12 protein-coding genes are annotated in these 16426 nt (G+C 70.6%); 11 read left to right on the top strand and 1 reads right to left on the bottom strand.

Annotation, left to right across the window (positions count from 1 at the left end; all coding sequences use genetic code 11):
• Positions 1-19 precede the first annotated feature (19 nt).
• From FHR97_RS09285 to FHR97_RS09235, 11 genes are all read left to right on the top strand, one after another.
• Positions 20-1555 carry an NAD(P)H-hydrate dehydratase gene (locus FHR97_RS09285; protein ID WP_183383515.1) on the top strand — a complete coding sequence of 512 codons (1536 nt, stop codon included), beginning with the start codon at positions 20-22 and terminating at the stop codon, positions 1553-1555.
• Positions 1536-2039: a tRNA (adenosine(37)-N6)-threonylcarbamoyltransferase complex ATPase subunit type 1 TsaE gene (gene tsaE / locus FHR97_RS09280; protein WP_183383514.1), complete on the top strand. Its 504-nt coding sequence runs from the start codon at positions 1536-1538 to the stop codon at positions 2037-2039. The genes FHR97_RS09285 and tsaE overlap by 20 nt, the downstream gene beginning before the upstream one ends.
• A complete protein-coding gene (locus FHR97_RS09275; RefSeq protein ID WP_183383513.1) occupies positions 2036-3487 on the top strand; it encodes an N-acetylmuramoyl-L-alanine amidase in 1452 nt (483 codons plus the stop codon). The genes tsaE and FHR97_RS09275 overlap by 4 nt, the downstream gene beginning before the upstream one ends.
• A gap of 122 nt (positions 3488-3609) precedes the next feature.
• Positions 3610-5586: a DNA mismatch repair endonuclease MutL gene (mutL, locus tag FHR97_RS09270; protein ID WP_183383512.1), complete on the top strand. Its 1977-nt coding sequence runs from the start codon at positions 3610-3612 to the stop codon at positions 5584-5586.
• A gap of 170 nt (positions 5587-5756) precedes the next feature.
• Positions 5757-6695 (top strand): tRNA (adenosine(37)-N6)-dimethylallyltransferase MiaA, encoded by a 939-nt coding sequence (gene miaA / locus FHR97_RS09265; protein WP_183383680.1) that lies wholly within the window; start codon positions 5757-5759, stop codon positions 6693-6695.
• A 119-nt stretch (positions 6696-6814) separates the two neighbouring features.
• Positions 6815-7066: an RNA chaperone Hfq gene (hfq, locus tag FHR97_RS09260; RefSeq protein ID WP_126485610.1), complete on the top strand. Its 252-nt coding sequence runs from the start codon at positions 6815-6817 to the stop codon at positions 7064-7066.
• A gap of 8 nt (positions 7067-7074) precedes the next feature.
• The gene (hflX, locus tag FHR97_RS09255; protein ID WP_183383511.1) at positions 7075-8394 is read left to right on the top strand and encodes a ribosome rescue GTPase HflX; all 1320 of its coding nucleotides are present in this window, start codon (positions 7075-7077) and stop codon (positions 8392-8394) included.
• A 108-nt stretch (positions 8395-8502) separates the two neighbouring features.
• On the top strand, positions 8503-9726 hold the full coding sequence (gene hflK, locus FHR97_RS09250) for an FtsH protease activity modulator HflK (protein WP_183383510.1): 1224 nt from the start codon (positions 8503-8505) through the stop codon (positions 9724-9726).
• Between the two features lie 2 nt (positions 9727-9728).
• Positions 9729-10613, top strand: a complete 885-nt coding sequence (gene hflC, locus FHR97_RS09245; RefSeq protein ID WP_183383509.1) for a protease modulator HflC — start codon at positions 9729-9731, stop codon at positions 10611-10613.
• Between the two features lie 367 nt (positions 10614-10980).
• Positions 10981-12177, top strand: coding sequence for an ATP phosphoribosyltransferase regulatory subunit (locus FHR97_RS09240; RefSeq protein WP_183383508.1), 1197 nt, complete (start codon positions 10981-10983; stop codon positions 12175-12177).
• Between the two features lie 70 nt (positions 12178-12247).
• Positions 12248-13543, top strand: a complete 1296-nt coding sequence (locus FHR97_RS09235; protein WP_183383507.1) for an adenylosuccinate synthase — start codon at positions 12248-12250, stop codon at positions 13541-13543.
• 92 nt (positions 13544-13635) lie between these two features.
• On the opposite strand, the gene FHR97_RS20500 is transcribed toward FHR97_RS09235, so the two are convergent.
• Positions 13636-16401, bottom strand: a complete 2766-nt coding sequence (locus tag FHR97_RS20500; protein ID WP_183383506.1) for a tetratricopeptide repeat protein — start codon at positions 16399-16401, stop codon at positions 13636-13638.
• Positions 16402-16426: the final 25 nt, after the last annotated feature.

Below are 16426 nucleotides of genomic sequence, written 5' to 3'. Positions count from 1 at the left end.
CGTTCAGGGGAGACAGCGCATGGCCGGGTCGTCGCAGGACCGACATCGCGAGGGGCACCCGCTCTACCGGGCCGAACAGGTCCGCGAGCTGGACCGGCGCACCATCGCCGCCGGCATCGAGGGCTTCGCCCTGATGCAGCGGGCCGCCGCCGCGGCCTGGCGGGTGCTGCGCGAGGCCTGGCCCCAGGCGCGCTCGCTCAGCGTGCTGTGTGGCGGCGGCAACAACGGCGGTGACGGCCATGTGCTGGCGGCCCTGGCCGCCGCCGAGGGCCTCGCGGTCCAACGGGTGGTCGTGAAGCCCGTCGAGGCGCTCTCGGGCGACGCCCGCCGGGCCGCCGACATGGCCAGCGCCGCCGGCGTCGGTCTCGAACCCTGGCGGTCGGGCCTGGCGCTCGGCGGCGAGGTGGTGGTGGATGCGCTGCTCGGCACCGGGCTCGCCGGGGAGGTGCGCGGCGAGATGCGCGACGCCATCGCCGCGGTCAACGCCGCGGGGCGTCCGGTGCTGGCCATCGACATCCCCTCCGGGCTGCACGCCGATACCGGCGCCGAGCTCGGCATCGCGGTCGAGGCCGAGCGGACCGTCACCTTCATCGGCGACAAGCTGGGCCTGCACACCGGCCGCGCCCCGGCGCGGGTGGGCCGGCTGAGCGTTCGCGACCTCGACGCCCCCGTGGACGCGACGGCGGACATGACGCCGGCGGCCCATCTGCTCGACCGCTCGATGATCGCCGAGCATCTGCCGCCGCGTCCCCGGGACGCCCACAAGGGCGCGGCGGGCCATGCCCTGGTGCTGGGCGGCGCCCCGGGCTTCGGCGGGGCGGCCCTGCTGGCCGCCGAGCATGCCGCGCGCCTGGGCGCCGGCAAGGTGAGCCTGGCCACGGCGCCGGCGCACGTGACCGCGAGCCTGGTGCGCCGCCCCGAGGTGATGGTGCACGGCGTGCGCGGGGCCGCCGACCTCGGCGAGCTGCCGACCCAGGCCGACGTGCTGGTGGTGGGGCCGGGCCTCGGCCAGGGCAGTTGGGGCCAGGCGATGCTCCAGGCGGCACTCGCCGCCGGTCGCCCGCTGGTGGTGGATGCCGATGGCCTCAACCTGCTGGCCTCGCGCTTCCCCGGGGAGCATCGCGACGACTGGATCCTGACCCCGCATCCCGGCGAGGCCGGGCGCCTGCTGGACATGACCCCCGCCGAGGTGGAGGCCGACCGGCCGGCGGCGGCGCTCGCCCTGCAGCGTCGCTTCGGCGGCGTGGTGGTGCTCAAGGGCGCCGGTAGCCTGGTGGCGGGCCCGTCCGGCCTGGCGGTCTGCCCCTACGGCAACCCCGGCATGGCCAGCGGCGGCATGGGCGATGCGCTCTCCGGCATCCTGGGGGCGCTGCTGGCCCAGGGACTGGCCATCGAGCTCGCCGCCCGGCTCGGCGTGGTGATCCATGCCCTGGCCGCCGACATGGCGGCCGCCGAGGGGGGAGAGCGTGGCTTGCTGGCCGGCGATCTGGCATCCTGTGCGCGAATTCTGGTCAACCCGACGATGGGCGAAGACGATGCAGCTGCGACTCGATGACGAAGACCGCCAGGTGGCCTTCGGCGAATCCCTCGGCCGGGCCCTCGGCGGGCACGGTCGCCTCTACCTGGAGGGCGAGCTGGGCGCGGGCAAGACGACCCTCACCCGCGGCATCCTGCGCGCCTATGGCCATCGTGGCGCGGTGAAGAGTCCCACCTACACCCTGGTGGAGCCCTACGAGCTGGCGTCCGCCCGGGTCCATCACTTCGACCTCTACCGCCTGGGGGATCCCGAGGAACTGGAGTTCATCGGCGGTCGCGACCTGCTGGCCGAGGACGCCCTGTGCGTCATCGAGTGGCCGGCCCGGGGCGAGGGCTGGTTGCCCACGCCGGACCTGGTGGTGCGCCTGGAGGTGGCCGACAGCGGCCGCCGGGCCTGCCTCACCGCCCACAGCGACCAGGGTCGCCGGGTCCTGGCGCGTCTGGCCGCCGACCCGGTAATGGCGGACTGCTACCTCGCCAGGGAGGGTGACGACGTCTCATGAGGAAGGGAAGCCTGCGTTCCCGGCTGCTCGGCTGGCTCTGGCCGCTGGCACTGCTCGCCCCGGGCGCGGCCGAGGCGGCCAGCGTCGACAACCTGCGCCTCTGGGCGGCGCCGGATCATGCCCGCCTGGTCTTCGACCTCTCCGCCCCGGCCGAGGCGGAGGTCTTTCCCCTGGACGATCCGCGGCGGCTGGTCATCGACCTGCGCGACAGCCGGCTCAACGCCGATCTCTCGCGGCTCGACCTCGAGGGCAGCGCCATCCGCGAGGTGCGCAGCGGCATCCGCGACGGCGATGACCTGCGGGTGGTGCTGGAGTTGTCCCGGGAGATCGAGCCGCGCCACTTCACCCTGGCCCCCAACGAGCAGTACGGCCATCGCCTGGTGGTGGACCTCGAGTATCCCGGCGAGAGCGCCGTGGAGGACCCCATCGACCCCATCGAGGCGATGATCCGCGAGCAGGAGATCGCCGCCGACCGGGCCCAGGCCGAGGCCGTGGCCGAGGGACGCGACCCGGCCTCGGTGGCGCCGGTGCTGGAGCCCGCCCAGCCCCACCCCCGGCGTGACATCATCGTCGCGGTGGATGCCGGGCATGGCGGTGAGGACCCGGGTGCCATCGGGCCCAGCGGGACCCGCGAGAAGGACGTGGTGCTGGAGATGGCCGACCGGCTGGCGCGGCTGATCAACGCGGCCGAGGGCTTCAAGGCGGTGATGATCCGCGACGGCGACTACTACGTGGGGCTGCGTCAGCGCACCCGTATCGCCCGGGAGCAGAAGGCCGACTTCTTCGTCTCCCTCCATGCCGACGCCTTCAACAGCCCGCGGCCCCACGGCAGCTCCGTCTATGCGCTCTCCCAGAGCGGCGCCACCTCCGAGACCGCCCAGTGGCTGGCCGCCAGCGAGAACCGCGCGGACCTGATCGGCGGCGTGGATGGCAACCTCTCGCTGGACGACAAGGACGAGGTGCTGCGCGGCGTGCTGCTCGATTTGACCATGACCGCGACCCTCAACGACTCCCTGACCCTCGGCGGCCAGGTGCTCGATCGCCTGGGCCGGGTCAACGAGCTGCACAAGTCCCGGGTGGAACAGGCCGGCTTCGTGGTGCTCAAGTCGCCGGACATCCCCTCGTTGCTGGTCGAGACCGGCTTCATCTCCAACCCCGACGAGGAGCGCCGGCTGCGCGACCCGGATTACCAGGCGCGGATGATGGACGCGGTGTTCGGCGGCATCCGGGCGCATTTCCGCCGCAATCCGCCGCCGGCCAGCCTGCTGGCCTGGCAGCGCGACCAGGGCCGCGATACCGCCGGCAACGAGTACCGCATCCAGCCCGGGGATACCCTCTCCGAGATCGCCGCGCGCCACGGCGTCCCGGTGGCCCAGCTGCGTCAGGCCAACGAGCTCGACGGCGACGTCATCCGGGTCGGGCAGGTGCTGCGGATACCTCGATCCTAGAGGGAAGAAGGAAGAGGGAAGAGGGAAGACAGGCTAGGCGGTTTTCTTCCTTCTTCAAGGCGCGCAGCGCCGGTCTTCCTTCTTATAGCGGCGCAGCCGTGTTCTTCTAGCTTGGGAGTGATATGACAGACAGCCAACACATCCGGATTCTCGACCCGCGGCTGGCCAACCAGATCGCTGCCGGCGAGGTGGTAGAGCGCCCCGCCTCGGTGGTCAAGGAACTGATCGAGAACGCCATCGACGCCGGCAGCCGGCGCATCGAGGTGGAGCTCGAGGCCGGCGGCGCGCGCCTGATCCGGGTGCGCGACGATGGCGGTGGCATCGGCGAGGACGACCTGCCGCTGGCGCTGTCGCGCCACGCCACCAGCAAGATCGCCTCCCTCGAGGACCTCGAGGGGGTGGCCAGCCTGGGCTTTCGCGGCGAGGCCCTGGCCTCGATCAGCTCGGTCTCGCGGCTGGAGCTGATGTCCAACGTCGAGGAGGACCCCACCGGCGGCTGGCGGGTGGTGGTGGAGGGGCGCCGCATGGAGCCGCGGGTCTCGCCCTCGCCGCATCCCCGGGGGACCTCGGTGACGGTGCGTGACCTGTTCTTCAATACCCCGGCGCGGCGCAAGTTCCTGCGCACCGAGAAGACCGAGTTCGGCCACGTCGAGGAGGCCTTCCGCCGTCAGGCCCTGTCGCGGCTGGATATCGGCTGGGTGCTGCGCCACAACCAGAAGACCGTGCACCAGCTGCGCCCCGGCGAGGATCTGGTCGGCCACGAGCGGCGCCTCCAGGCGCTGCTCGGCAAGGCCTTCCTGGAGAACGCCCTGCACCTCGACCTGGAGGTTGGCGGGCTGCGCCTGTGGGGCTGGGTGGGCCTGCCCACCCATTCCCGTGCCCAGGCCGACCAGCAGTACTTCTTCGTCAATGGCCGGGTGGTCCGCGACCGGCTGGTGGCCCACGCCATCCGCCAGGCCTACCGGGACGTGCTCTTCCACGGCCGGCATCCGGTGTTCGTGCTCTACCTCGAGGTCGACCCCACGGTGGTGGACGTCAACGTCCATCCCACCAAGCACGAGGTGCGTTTCCGGGACGGCCGCATGGTCCACGACTTCCTGTTCTCCAGCCTGCATCGGGCGCTGGGCGAGGCAAGGGCCGGGGCTGCGCCGGAGGGTGAGGCGGAAAGCGAGGAGGGCGCCGGTGCGTTGTCCGAGCCATCGTTGCCGGCCGGCGAGGTGCGCGAGGCCGCGCCCCAGCCCGCCTGGCAGCAGCAGCCCATGGCCCTGCCGGGCCGCGGGGAGGCCCCGGAGCGCCCGACCCCCGATCGGGTACGGGCCTTCATGGAGGGCTATCGCGCGCTGCATCCCGATCATGAGGAGAGCCTGCTGACGCCCCAGCCGGCCGCGCCCGGGGCCGGCGGAGCCGCCGCCGACGTGGCCCTGGCCGAGCGTCGGGCGCAGTCCCAGCCCCAGGCCGTCCGGCCGCGCCCGGCGATGCCGGCGGCGGACGATACCCGAGCCCCGCCCCTGGGCTATGCCGTGGCCCAGCTGCACGGGGTCTACATCCTCTCCCAGACCGAGCGGGGCCTGGTGGTGGTGGACATGCATGCCGCCCACGAGCGCATCGTCTACGAGCGCATGAAGGCCCAGGTCCACGGCGAGGCCGGGGGGGAAGGCGGATTGCAGGCTCAGCCGCTGCTGGTGCCGGTGTCGCTGGCCGCCAGTGCCGCCGAGGTGGCCACCGCGGAGGCCGAGCACGAGGCCTTCTCGCGCCTCGGGGTGGAGCTCGACGTGGCGGGCCCCGAGACGTTGCTGGTGCGCCAGGTGCCGACCCTGCTGGTCGATGCCGACGTGGAGCCGCTGATCCGCGACATGCTCGGCGACCTGGAGCGCTATGGCCGCTCCGACCGGCTCGAGGCGCACATCAACGAGTTGCTGGCCACCATGGCCTGCCACGGCAGCGTGCGCGCCAACCGCCAGCTCACCCTCGAGGAGATGAACGCCCTGCTGCGCGACATGGAGCGCACCGAGCGCAGCGGCCAGTGCAACCATGGCCGGCCCACCTGGACCGAGCTGAGCATGAAGGAACTGGACCGCTTGTTCCTTAGGGGACAATAAGCGACAAACTGCCACCCGAGTGGCGAGAAGCGCCGGGGGCAGACCGAAGAGGAGGTCCTACGCCAAGGATGGCGTCGGTAGCGCCCAGGGATGGGTTCACAGCGCCTCCTCGCAGGTCTGCCACCGGGTCAGCTTCTCATCGAGAAGCCAAGAGAATGCCCAAACAGCCCATGTCCGACACCCGCCCCCCGGCCATCTTCCTGATGGGCCCCACCGCCGCCGGCAAGACCGATCTGGCCATCGAGCTGCACGAGCGGTTGGGCTGCGAGCTGATCAGCGTCGACTCGGCCATGGTCTACCGCGGCATGGATATCGGCAGTGCCAAGCCCGACGCCTCCGAGCTGGCCCGGGCCCCGCACTGGCTGATCGACATCCGTAACCCGGCAGAGCCCTACTCGGCGGCGGAATTCCGCGAGGACGCCCGCCGCGAGATGTCGGCCATCACCGCCGCCGGCCGGGTGCCGTTGCTGGTGGGGGGCACCATGATGTACTTCCAGCGCTTGCTGGCGGGCGTGGCCAACCTGCCCTCGGCGGACCCGGTGGTGCGCGCCGCGCTGTCGCGCGACGCCGAGCGCCTGGGCCTGGCCGGCCTCCACGCGGAACTGGCCCGGGTCGACCCGGCGGCCGCCGCGCGCATCCACCCCAACGACCCACAGCGCCTGATGCGGGCCCTCGAGGTCTATCGGGTCAGCGGCCGAGCGCTCACCGAGCTCTGGGAGGCACAGCGCCCGGAAACCTTTCCCTGGCGGACGCTGTCGATAGGGCTCATCCCTGGCGACCGAGGCGTATTGCATGAGCGTATCGCGCGGCGCTTCGATGCCATGCTCGAGGCGGGCTTCCTCGACGAGCTGGCGGGCCTCCGGGCCCGCGGTGACCTGCACCCGCGGCTGCCCTCGATGAAGAGCGTGGGCTATCGTCAGGGGTGGGAGTACCTGGATGGCCGCGTTGATCGGGAGACGTTCCGCCATCGGGGCATCGTCGCTACCCGCCAACTGGCCAAGCGACAGCTGACCTGGATGCGGCGCTGGCCGGGGCTGCACCGGGTCGACGCCCTGGGCGACGATCCCCTCGGCGAGGTCCTGAAACTGGTGCGCAAATTCGGTAGTTAGCGTAAGATGAACGTTTCGAGTGGCCGTTTGAACGGGCCCGTCGGTCAGCCCGTGTCGTCCCCTCCAAGGGCGAGCACCTAAAATACTAACCATCCCAGAGACAACTCACGGAGAGCAACATGTCCAAAGGGCAGTCCCTTCAAGATCCGTACCTGAACATCCTGCGCAAGGAGCGCATTCCGGTATCGATCTTCCTGGTCAACGGCATCAAGCTGCAGGGACAGATCGAATCCTTCGACCAGTTCGTCATCCTGCTGCGCAACACCGTCAGCCAGATGGTCTACAAGCATGCCATCTCCACGGTCGTGCCGTCGCGCAACGTGCGCCTGCCGGCCCCTGACGCCCCCGCGCCGTCGGACAGCAACGCGTGAGGTATTGATTGTTTTTCGAACGCCCCGACGCCGGAGAGACGGCGGTCCTCGTCCATGTCGACTTCCAGGACGAGCAGGAGCGCGAGGACCCCGGTGAGTTCCTCGAGCTCGTGCGCTCGGCCGGTGCGGAGCCGGCCACTCTGCTCAGCGGCAGCCGCGGGCGGCCCGACCCGCGGTCCTTCATCGGCTCGGGCAAGGTCGAGGAGCTCCGCGAGGCGCTGGCGGTCCATGATGCCGAGCTGGTGATCTTCAACCATGCCCTGAGCCCTTCCCAGGAGCGCAACCTCGAGCAGTCGCTCAAGTGTCGCGTGCTCGATCGCACCGGCCTGATCCTCGACATCTTCGCCCAGCGGGCGCGGACCCACGAGGGTAAGCTGCAGGTGGAGCTGGCCCAGCTGGAGTACATGTCGACCCGGCTGGTGCGCGGCTGGACCCACCTGGAGCGGCAGAAGGGCGGGATCGGCCTGCGCGGGCCGGGGGAGACCCAGCTCGAGACCGACCGTCGGCTGCTGCGCGGCCGCATCAAGGCGATCCACAAGCGCCTCGACAAGGTGCGCAGCCAGCGCAGCCAGAACCGTCGGGCCCGTTCCCGAGCCGAGATCCCCAGCGTCTCCCTGGTCGGCTACACCAACGCCGGCAAGTCGACGCTATTCAACGCCCTGACCGCCTCGAGGGTCTATGCGGCCGACCAGCTCTTCGCTACCCTCGACCCGACGCTGCGGCGCCTCGAGGTCGAGGACGTGGGGCCGGTGGTGCTGGCCGACACCGTGGGCTTCATCCGGCACCTGCCCCACAAGCTGGTGGAGGCCTTCCAGGCCACCCTCCAGGAAGCCGCCGAGGCGAGCCTGCTGGTCCACGTGATCGACGCGGCCGACCCGGACCGCGAACTCAACGTCGACCAGGTGGAAGGCGTGCTGGACGAGATCGGTGCTCTGGACGTGCCGACCCTCAAGGTGATGAACAAGATCGATCTGCTCGACAGCGCCCCGCGCATCGAGCGCGATGGCGAGGGGCGTCCCGAGGTGGTGTGGCTCTCCGCCCAGCAGGACCGGGGGCTCGAGCTGCTCGAACAGGCGCTTTCCGAGTGCCTGGCCGACGACATCATCGACTTCGACGTCACCCTGGCCCCGGAGCAGGGCAGGCTGCGGGCCGGGTTGCACGAGCTGGGGGCGGTGCGCGAGGAACGCTTCGACGACCAGGGACGCACCCTGCTGGAGGTCCGCCTGCCGCGGCGTGACTTCCTGCAGCTGATGGCGCGCCTCGGCGAGCGGGCCGACGACTACCTGCCCGAGGCGCTGCGGGATCGCCCCGTATGGGAACAACAATGAGTCGCCTTCGGGCGCCGGCCGCGGCGGCCGGCGCCACAAGGATCGCAACCGATGCCCACCGCCCGCGGACCCGGCGCGGTGGAACGCAACGCATAGTGGAGACGACGTATGGCCTGGAATGAGCCCGGTGGCGGCAACCAGCACGACCCCTGGAGTGGCGGGGGACGCCGTGGCGGCAACGGCGGTGGAGGCAAGGGGGGTGGCAACCCGGGTCCCCCCGATCTCGACGAGGCCCTGAAGAAGTTTCAGGACAAGCTCAATAGCATGCTGGGCGGTCGCGGCAAGCGCGGCGGCAGCGGCGGGTCGGGGGGCAGCGGCAAGCCGCGCAATGCCTTCGCCCTGCCGGGCCTGCTGCTGATCGTGGCGCTGGCCATCTGGGCGGCCTCCGGCTTCTACCTGGTCGATCAGTCCGAGCGTGGCGTGGTGCTGCGCTTCGGCGAGTTCCAGGAAGTGGTCACCCCGGGCCTGCAGTGGAACCCGCCGCTGATCGATGACGTGCGCATGGTCAACGTGACCCGGGTGCGCTCGATCACCCAGACCCAGTCGATGCTGACCCAGGACGAGAACATCGTCTCCGTGGAGATCTCGGCCCAGTATCAGGTCGCCGATCCCCGCGGCTATGTGCTCAACGTGCGCAACCCCGAGTTGTCGCTGGAGAACGCCCTGGACTCCGCCCTGCGCCACGTGGTCGGCGGCACCGACATGATCGACATCCTGACGTCGGGCCGCGAGATTCTCGGCAGCTCGGTGACCAGCCGCCTGCAGTCCTACCTGGACAGCTATGGCACGGGGATCCTCCTGCAGACCCTCAACGTCGAGTCCACCTCGCCGCCCGACGCGGTGCAGGATGCCTTCGACGACGTCATCCGCGCCCGTGAGGATCGTCAGCGCACCATCAACCAGGCCATGGCCTATGCCAACGCCGTGATTCCGGCCGCCCAGGGCCAGGCCCAGCGTCTGGTCGAGCAGGGCCAGGGCTATCGCGAATCGGTGGTGGCCGAGGCCGAGGGCCAGGCCAACCGCTTCAACGCGCTGCTGACCCAGTACCAGGATGCGCCGGCGATCATGCGCGAGCGCCTCTACCTCGATACCATTTCCGAGGTCTATGGCGAGACGTCCAAGGTCATGGTGGACGTGGACGGGGACAGCCCGCTGATGGTGCTGCCCATGGACCGCCTGAGTCGTGGTCTCACCGGCACCGCCAGCCAGGGTGGCGACGACTCGGAGTCGCTGGATCCCCAGCTCCTCGAGCGCCTGCGCGGCAGCCAGTCGTCCGCTGACAGCGGCAACCGTAACACCAGCAGCAACGGAATCCGCAGGGAGGGCCGTTAATCATGATCAACAACCGATCCCTGCTCATCGTCGGCGGCCTGGCCGCCGCGGCCTGGCTGGCCAGCAACAGCCTCTACGTGGTCGACGAGACCGAACGGGCGGTGAAGCTGCGCTTCGGCGAGGTGATCGAGGAGAATATCCAGCCGGGGCTGCACGTCAAGATCCCGATCACCCAGACGATCCGCAAGTTCGACACCCGGGTGCTGACCCTGGACACCGACCCCAGCCGCTACCTGACCCTCGAGCAGAAGGCGGTGATCGTCGACTCCTACGTCCAGTGGCAGGTGGTCAATCCGACCCGCTACTACGAGGCCACGGCCGGCGACGAGCTGCAGGCGGTGCGGCTGATCCAGCCGCGGGTCGACGAGAGCCTGCGCAACGAGTTCGGTCGCCTGAATCTCACTCAGATCATCTCCGAGAGGCGCGATGATCTGATGACCGGGCCCACCCAGGATCTCGACAAGCTGATGCGCGAGGAACTCGGCGTGGCGATCCTCGACATCCGCGTCAAGCGCATCGACCTGCCCGAGGATGTCTCCTCGGCGGTCTACGACCGCATGCGCTCCGAGCGCGAGCGGCAGGCCCGCGAGTGGCGCGCCCAGGGGCAGGAGGAGGCCGAGCGCATCCGCGCCAACGCCGATCGCCGCCGTCAGGTGCTGCTGGCCCAGGCCAACGCCCGCTCCCAGACCCTGCGTGGCGAGGGCGACGCCGAGGCGGCGGCGATCTTCTCCGAGGCCTATGGCAAGGACGAGGAGTTCTTCTCCTTCTGGCGCAGCCTCGAGGGCTACCGGTCGAGCTTCCAGGGCGACGGCAACATGCTGGTGCTGGATCCCTCCAGCGACTTCTTCCAGTACCTCAAGAGCCCCAGGCCCCAATCCGGCGAGTGACGACCATGAGGGGCGGCCCGTGCCGCCCCAGGGCAATCGCAGTTGAGTGGCGAGGGGCGCCGGGGGGCAGGTCGTAGAGGGGGTCCTACGCCAGGGATGGCGTCGGTAGCGCCCAGGGAGGGGTTCACAGCGCCCCCTCGTAGACCTGTCGACGGATCAGCCCCGAGCGGCAACGCTAACTGCGATAGCCCTGTGCGCCGCCCCCCATGGGGTTCATCCCGTCCCCAAACGTGATAGACTCCTGTAACCGGGCGTGGCCCGGTTTTTTTGTGGCCTCTCCACTCCCGGCAATTCTCCTCCGGCGCCCCTGCCACGTCATGCCGCGAGGCTTGCCGAAGGCCAATCACCGTCTTGCAGGAAGAACGACATGACCATCGCTGACCGCTGGCTGCTGCCCGACGGCATGGACGAGGTACTGCCGCCCCAAGCCAGCCGCATGGAGGAACTGCGCCGGGCGTTGCTCGACCTCTATCACCGCTGGGGCTACGATCAGGTGATGCCGCCCCCCGTGGAGTTCCTGGACTCCCTGCTCACCGGCACCGGCACCGAGCTGGATCTGCAGACCTTCAAGCTGACCGACCAGATGACCGGGCGCATGATGGGCGTCAGCGCCGACGTGACGCCCCAGGTGGCGCGCATGGATGCCCACTCCCTCAAGCGCCAGGGGCCGGTGCGGCTGTGCTACTGCACCACCGTGCTGCGCGCCAAGGCCGACCAGTACCAGGGCGGTCGCAGTCCGGTGCAGGTGGGGGTCGAGCTGTTCGGCCATGCCGGGCTGGAGGCCGACGTGGAGATCCTGCGCCTGGCGCTGGCCAGCCTGCAGGCCGCCGGGGCCGGCGAGGTCCACCTGGCGATCGGTCATATCGGCATCTACCGCAGCCTGGTGCAGGCCGCCGACCTGGCCCCCGAACAGGAGAAGGCGGTGTTCGAGGCCCTCGAGCTCAAGTCGCCGGGGGAACTGGCCGCCCGGGTCGAGGCCAGCGTGGCGGACCCGACGCTGGCGGCCATGCTGTGTGCCCTGGGCGAGCTGCATGGCGGCCCCGAGGTGCTCGACGAGGCCCGCGAGGCCTTCGCCGAGGCGCCCCAGGCGGTGGCGGCGGCACTGGACCAGTTGCGGACCCTGTATCGGGGCGTGGCCGCCGAGCATCCCGAGGTCGACCTCTACTTCGACCTGGCCGAGCTGCGGGGCTACCAGTACCACACCGGGATGATGTTCGCGGCCTTCGTGCCCGGTTATGGCCAGGCGCTGGCCAAGGGCGGCCGCTACGATGACACCGGGCGCGCCTTCGGTCGGGCCCGGCCGGCCACCGGCTTCTCCCTGGAACTCAAGCTGCTGGCCTCCCTGATACCCAGCGAGCCGCGTCACGATGGCATCTGGGCACCGGTCGAGGGGGATGGCCTGGCCGAGGCCATCAATGCCCTGCGCCAGCAGGGCGAGCGGGTCGTCCAGGCGCTGCCGGGACAGCGTACCGGCCCCGCGGAACATCGCTGCCATCGACGCCTGGTTCAGGCCGACGGCGGCTGGCAGGTGGCGCCGCTGGCGCCGTCCACCGATCAGGCCTGAACGGTCAGGCAGACACGATATCGACACCGGCCCGACAGCCGGCGGCGCAGCAACGAGAGACGAGAGCACTATGGGCAAGAACGTAGTCGTACTGGGCACCCAGTGGGGTGACGAAGGCAAGGGCAAGGTGGTCGATCTGCTCACCGAATCCGCCGATGCGGTGGTGCGCTTCCAGGGCGGTCACAACGCCGGTCATACCCTGGTCATCGACGGCGAGAAGACCGTCCTGCACCTGATCCCCTCCGGCATCCTGCGTAACGACAAGACCTGCGTGATCGGCAATGGCGTGGTGCTGTCGCCGGAAGCGCTGATCGAGGAGATTCGCGAACTGGAGGCCAAGGGCGTGCCGGTCCGCGAGCGGCTGCGCCTGTCACCGGCCTGTCCGCTGATCCTGCCCTACCACGTGCGTCTCGACCAGGCCCGCGAGAAGGCCCGCGGCGTGGCCAAGATCGGCACCACCGGCCGCGGCATCGGCCCGGCCTACGAGGACAAGGTGGCCCGTCGCGGCCTGCGCCTGGGCGACATGCTGCACCGCGAGCGCTTCGCCTCGAAGCTCGGCGAGGTGCTGGACTACCACAACTTCGTGCTGACCCAGTACCACGGCGAGCCCGCGGTGGACTTCCAGCAGGTCCTCGACGACGCCATGCGCATGGCCGAGGAACTGCGGCCGATGGTCTGCGACACCGTCAGCCTGGTCCATGACGTGCGCAAGGCCGGTGACAACATCCTCTTCGAGGGGGCCCAGGGCTCGCTGCTGGATATCGACCACGGCACCTATCCCTTCGTCACCAGCTCCAACACCACCGCCGGCGGGACCGCCACCGGGTCCGGCGTCGGTCCGCTGTACCTGGACTACGTGCTGGGCATCACCAAGGCCTACACCACCCGGGTGGGCTCCGGTCCCTTCCCCACCGAGCTGTTCGACGAGCATGGCCGCCACCTGGCCGAGAAGGGCCACGAGTTCGGTGCCACCACCGGCCGGGCGCGTCGCTGCGGCTGGTTCGACGCCGTGGCCCTGCGCCATGCCGTGCAGATCAACTCCGTGTCGGGGATCTGCCTGACCAAGCTCGACGTGCTCGACGGCCTGGAGAACATCCGCGTCTGCGTGGGCTATCGCAGCAAGGATGGCGACGTGCTGGACACCCCGGTGGACTCCGAAGGCTACGAGGCCGTCGAGCCGGTCTACCAGGACCTGCCGGGCTGGAGCGAGTCGACCCTGGGCGCCAAGCGTGTCGAGGACCTGCCGGCCAATGCCCGCGCCTACATCAGCTTCCTCGAGGAGCAGGTGGGGACCTCCATCGATATCATCTCCACCGGGCCGGACCGCAACGAGACCATCGTGCTGCGCAATCCCTTCGGCGGCTGAGCCGTCCGCCCGAGCCCAGACGACAACAGGCCGGCAGGTGACTGCCGGCCTGTTGCGTTGTGGCGGGGAGGGGGAGCGGGGCTCCCCCGGGGTCAGCTCTTGGCGGAGGCCTGCTGCAGGGCGTCCATGGCGTCCTCGTCGGAGAGCAGGTCGTGCAGCGTCTGTACGGCCATGTCGCTGTTGCCTTCCATGACCTCGTCGAGCCACAGCAGGGCCTGCTCGCGGTTGGCGTTCTCCAGGCCGTTGGCCGTGAGATAGGCCTTGGCCAGCGCCAGACGCGCGGTCTCGTGGCCCTGGCGGGCGGCGGACAGCAGGTAGTCGGCCCCCTGGCGGGTGTCGAGCTCCAGGTGTTCGCCTCGCAGCAGCTCGCGTCCCAGGGTGGCCTGGGCGCCGGAATGGCCCTGCTCGGCGGCCTGCTCGAGGAGCCGACGACCGCGCGCGACATCGGGCGTCATGCCTCCCCCGCCGCGGACCAGGGCCGTGCCGAGCAGAGTCTGGGCCGAGAGGTTGCCCGCGTCGCTGGCCTGGCCGAGCCACTTCTTGGCCTGCGCCGGGTCGACGGCCACGCCCTTGCCTTCCAGGTAGGCCTCGCCCAGCAACTGGGCGGCGTAGTCATCGCCGGCCTCGGCCCCGCTGGTCAGGAGCTCCAGGCCACGCTCGGTGTCCTGGGCGACGTGCTCGCCCGAGAGCAGCGCCTCGGCGAGGTCGAGGCGTGCGCCGCCGTGGCCCTGCGCCGCGGCCTGCTCGAGGAGCTGGATGCCGCGTTCGGGGTCGGCGGGCAGGCCGTTGCCGGAGATCAGGACCTGACCCAGGTCGGCGCGGGCGCCGGCATGGCCGGAGGCGACGGCACGCTGAAGGTACTGGGCGCCCTTGGTGGGGTCGCGGCGGACGCCCTGCCCCTTGAGGTACATGCGGCCCAGGTCGGCCATCGCCCCCCGGTGTCCCTCGCGGGCGGCCCGCTGCAGCCAGACGCGCGCATGGCTCAGGTTCTGCTGGACGCCACGGCCGGTGAGGAAGGCCTCGCCCAGGCTCGCCATGGAGCCGGGGTGGCCCGCCTCGGCGGCCTCGATCAGTGCCTCGATGTCGCCGGCGTCGCCCTGGTCGTAGCGCAGCTGTGCCAGGGCATCCTCGGCGGACGGATGGCCGGCCTGCCGGGCCCGGGTCAGCCAGTCCTTGGCGGTCCGCAGGTCCTGGGGCACGCCTTCGCCCTTGCGGTAGGCGCGGCCCAGGACCACCATGGCGTAGGCATCGCCCTCGCGGGCCGCTTGTTCCAGCAGGGCCACGCCGCGGGAGGGCTGCCGCTGCTTGAAGGTGCCCTCGAGGTAGCCCGCGCCGAGGGCCGTCTTCGCGGACACGTCACCGCTCTCCACCGCCCGCGTCAGCAGCTCCTCGGCCTGGGACGGGTGGTAGGGCAGCACCTCGCCTTCCAGATAGGCCTCGCCGAGCATGCGCAGGGCGGCGGTCTGTCCCTTGTCGGCGGCCTCGTTGAGCAGCGTGGCGGCCTGCTGGCCGTCCGCCGGCACCCCGCGTCCCTCCAGATAGAGCGCCCCCAACTGCTGGGTGGCGTAGGGATGGCCCAGCTGGTGGCCACGCTTCAGGTAGTCGAGGGCGACCAGCGGCTGGCTGCTCCCGGTCGTGTCATCGAGGTAGTAGTCGCCGAGCAGCGCCAGGGCCAGGCCATCGTTCTGGTCGGCGGCCTCCTCGAGCAGCTCGACGCCGCGCTGCGGGTGGGAGGGCAGGCCCTCGCCGTGCAGCAGGGCGCGGCCCAGGGTGACCTTGGCGTCGACCGAGTCCTGGGCGATGGCGGCGCTCAGCCAGTGCTGGGCCTGGTCGGGGCGCGCGGGAATGCCCTCGCCCTCGAGGAGCGCCTTGCCGAGGGTCTCCATCGCGGCGACATCGCCGTTCTGGGCGGCCTGCTCGAGCATGGTCAGGCCCTGGCGCGGGTTGCCGTCCTCCAGCAGGGCACGTCCGGCCTGGCTCAGGGCATCGGAGTCACCGGCGTTGGCGGCCTTGGTAAGCCACTCCATGCGCCGCTGCGGCTGGTCGCCGAGCAGGCCGTCCGCGGTGTACATGCCGGCGAGCTTGGCCATGGCGTCGACGTCGCCGGCGCCGGCGCGGCGCTCCAGGACCTCGGCATAGCGCTGGGCGTAGTCCTGGGCACGGCTCGGGTCCGCCTGCAGCCAGCCCCCGGGACGGTGGGCCTCGGCGAGGGCTTGCAGGGCCTCCTCGTTGCCGGCCTCGGCGGCCTTGCGGTAGTACGAGGCGGCCAGCGCCGGGTCGGCATTGACGCCTTCGCCGCCCCGGGCGAGAAGCTCGGCGAGCGCGACCTCGGCCCGGGGACCGACCTCCTCGTCCATGGCCTGCTGGATCAGGTGATAGGCCAGCACGTCGTTGCGCTCGACGCCCTCGCCCTCGCGATACAGCTTGGCCAGGTTCAGCGAGGCGTTGCCGAGGATGTAGGACGGCGTCTTGATGGCCTCGGCATAGAGATTGGCCGCCCGTACCGGGTCGGGTTCCACGCCCTTGCCCTGGTCGAAGATCTTGCCCATCTCGTAGTAGGCCTGGGGCAGGCCTTGCTGCATCAGTGACTCGATCTGGGCGATGGCTTCGAAGGGCTTGCCGGCCTCGATCAGCTGGTTGGCCTTCTCCACCTTGTTCTTGTGCATCCACTCGAGGTTGCGTGGTTGGCCGCCGTCGAACCAGTCCTCGTACTGGGCGGGGACGGGGCCGCTGACATGAGGGTCGGGCTGCTGGAGCGCGGCACAGCCACCCAGCCAGACCAGCAGGCCGGCCGAGGCGGCCAGTCGCAGCCCGGGAGACTGGCCGGTGCGGGTAAGTGTGGGTGTGGTCTTGGTCATGGTATCGGTCTGCCTCGAAGTAATG

It is taken from the genome of Halomonas stenophila (genome assembly GCF_014192275.1).
Lineage (GTDB): Bacteria > Pseudomonadota > Gammaproteobacteria > Pseudomonadales > Halomonadaceae > Halomonas > Halomonas stenophila.
The sequence above is the reverse complement of the archived record's forward strand: the minus strand, read 5'-3'. Positions and strand labels throughout refer to the sequence as shown.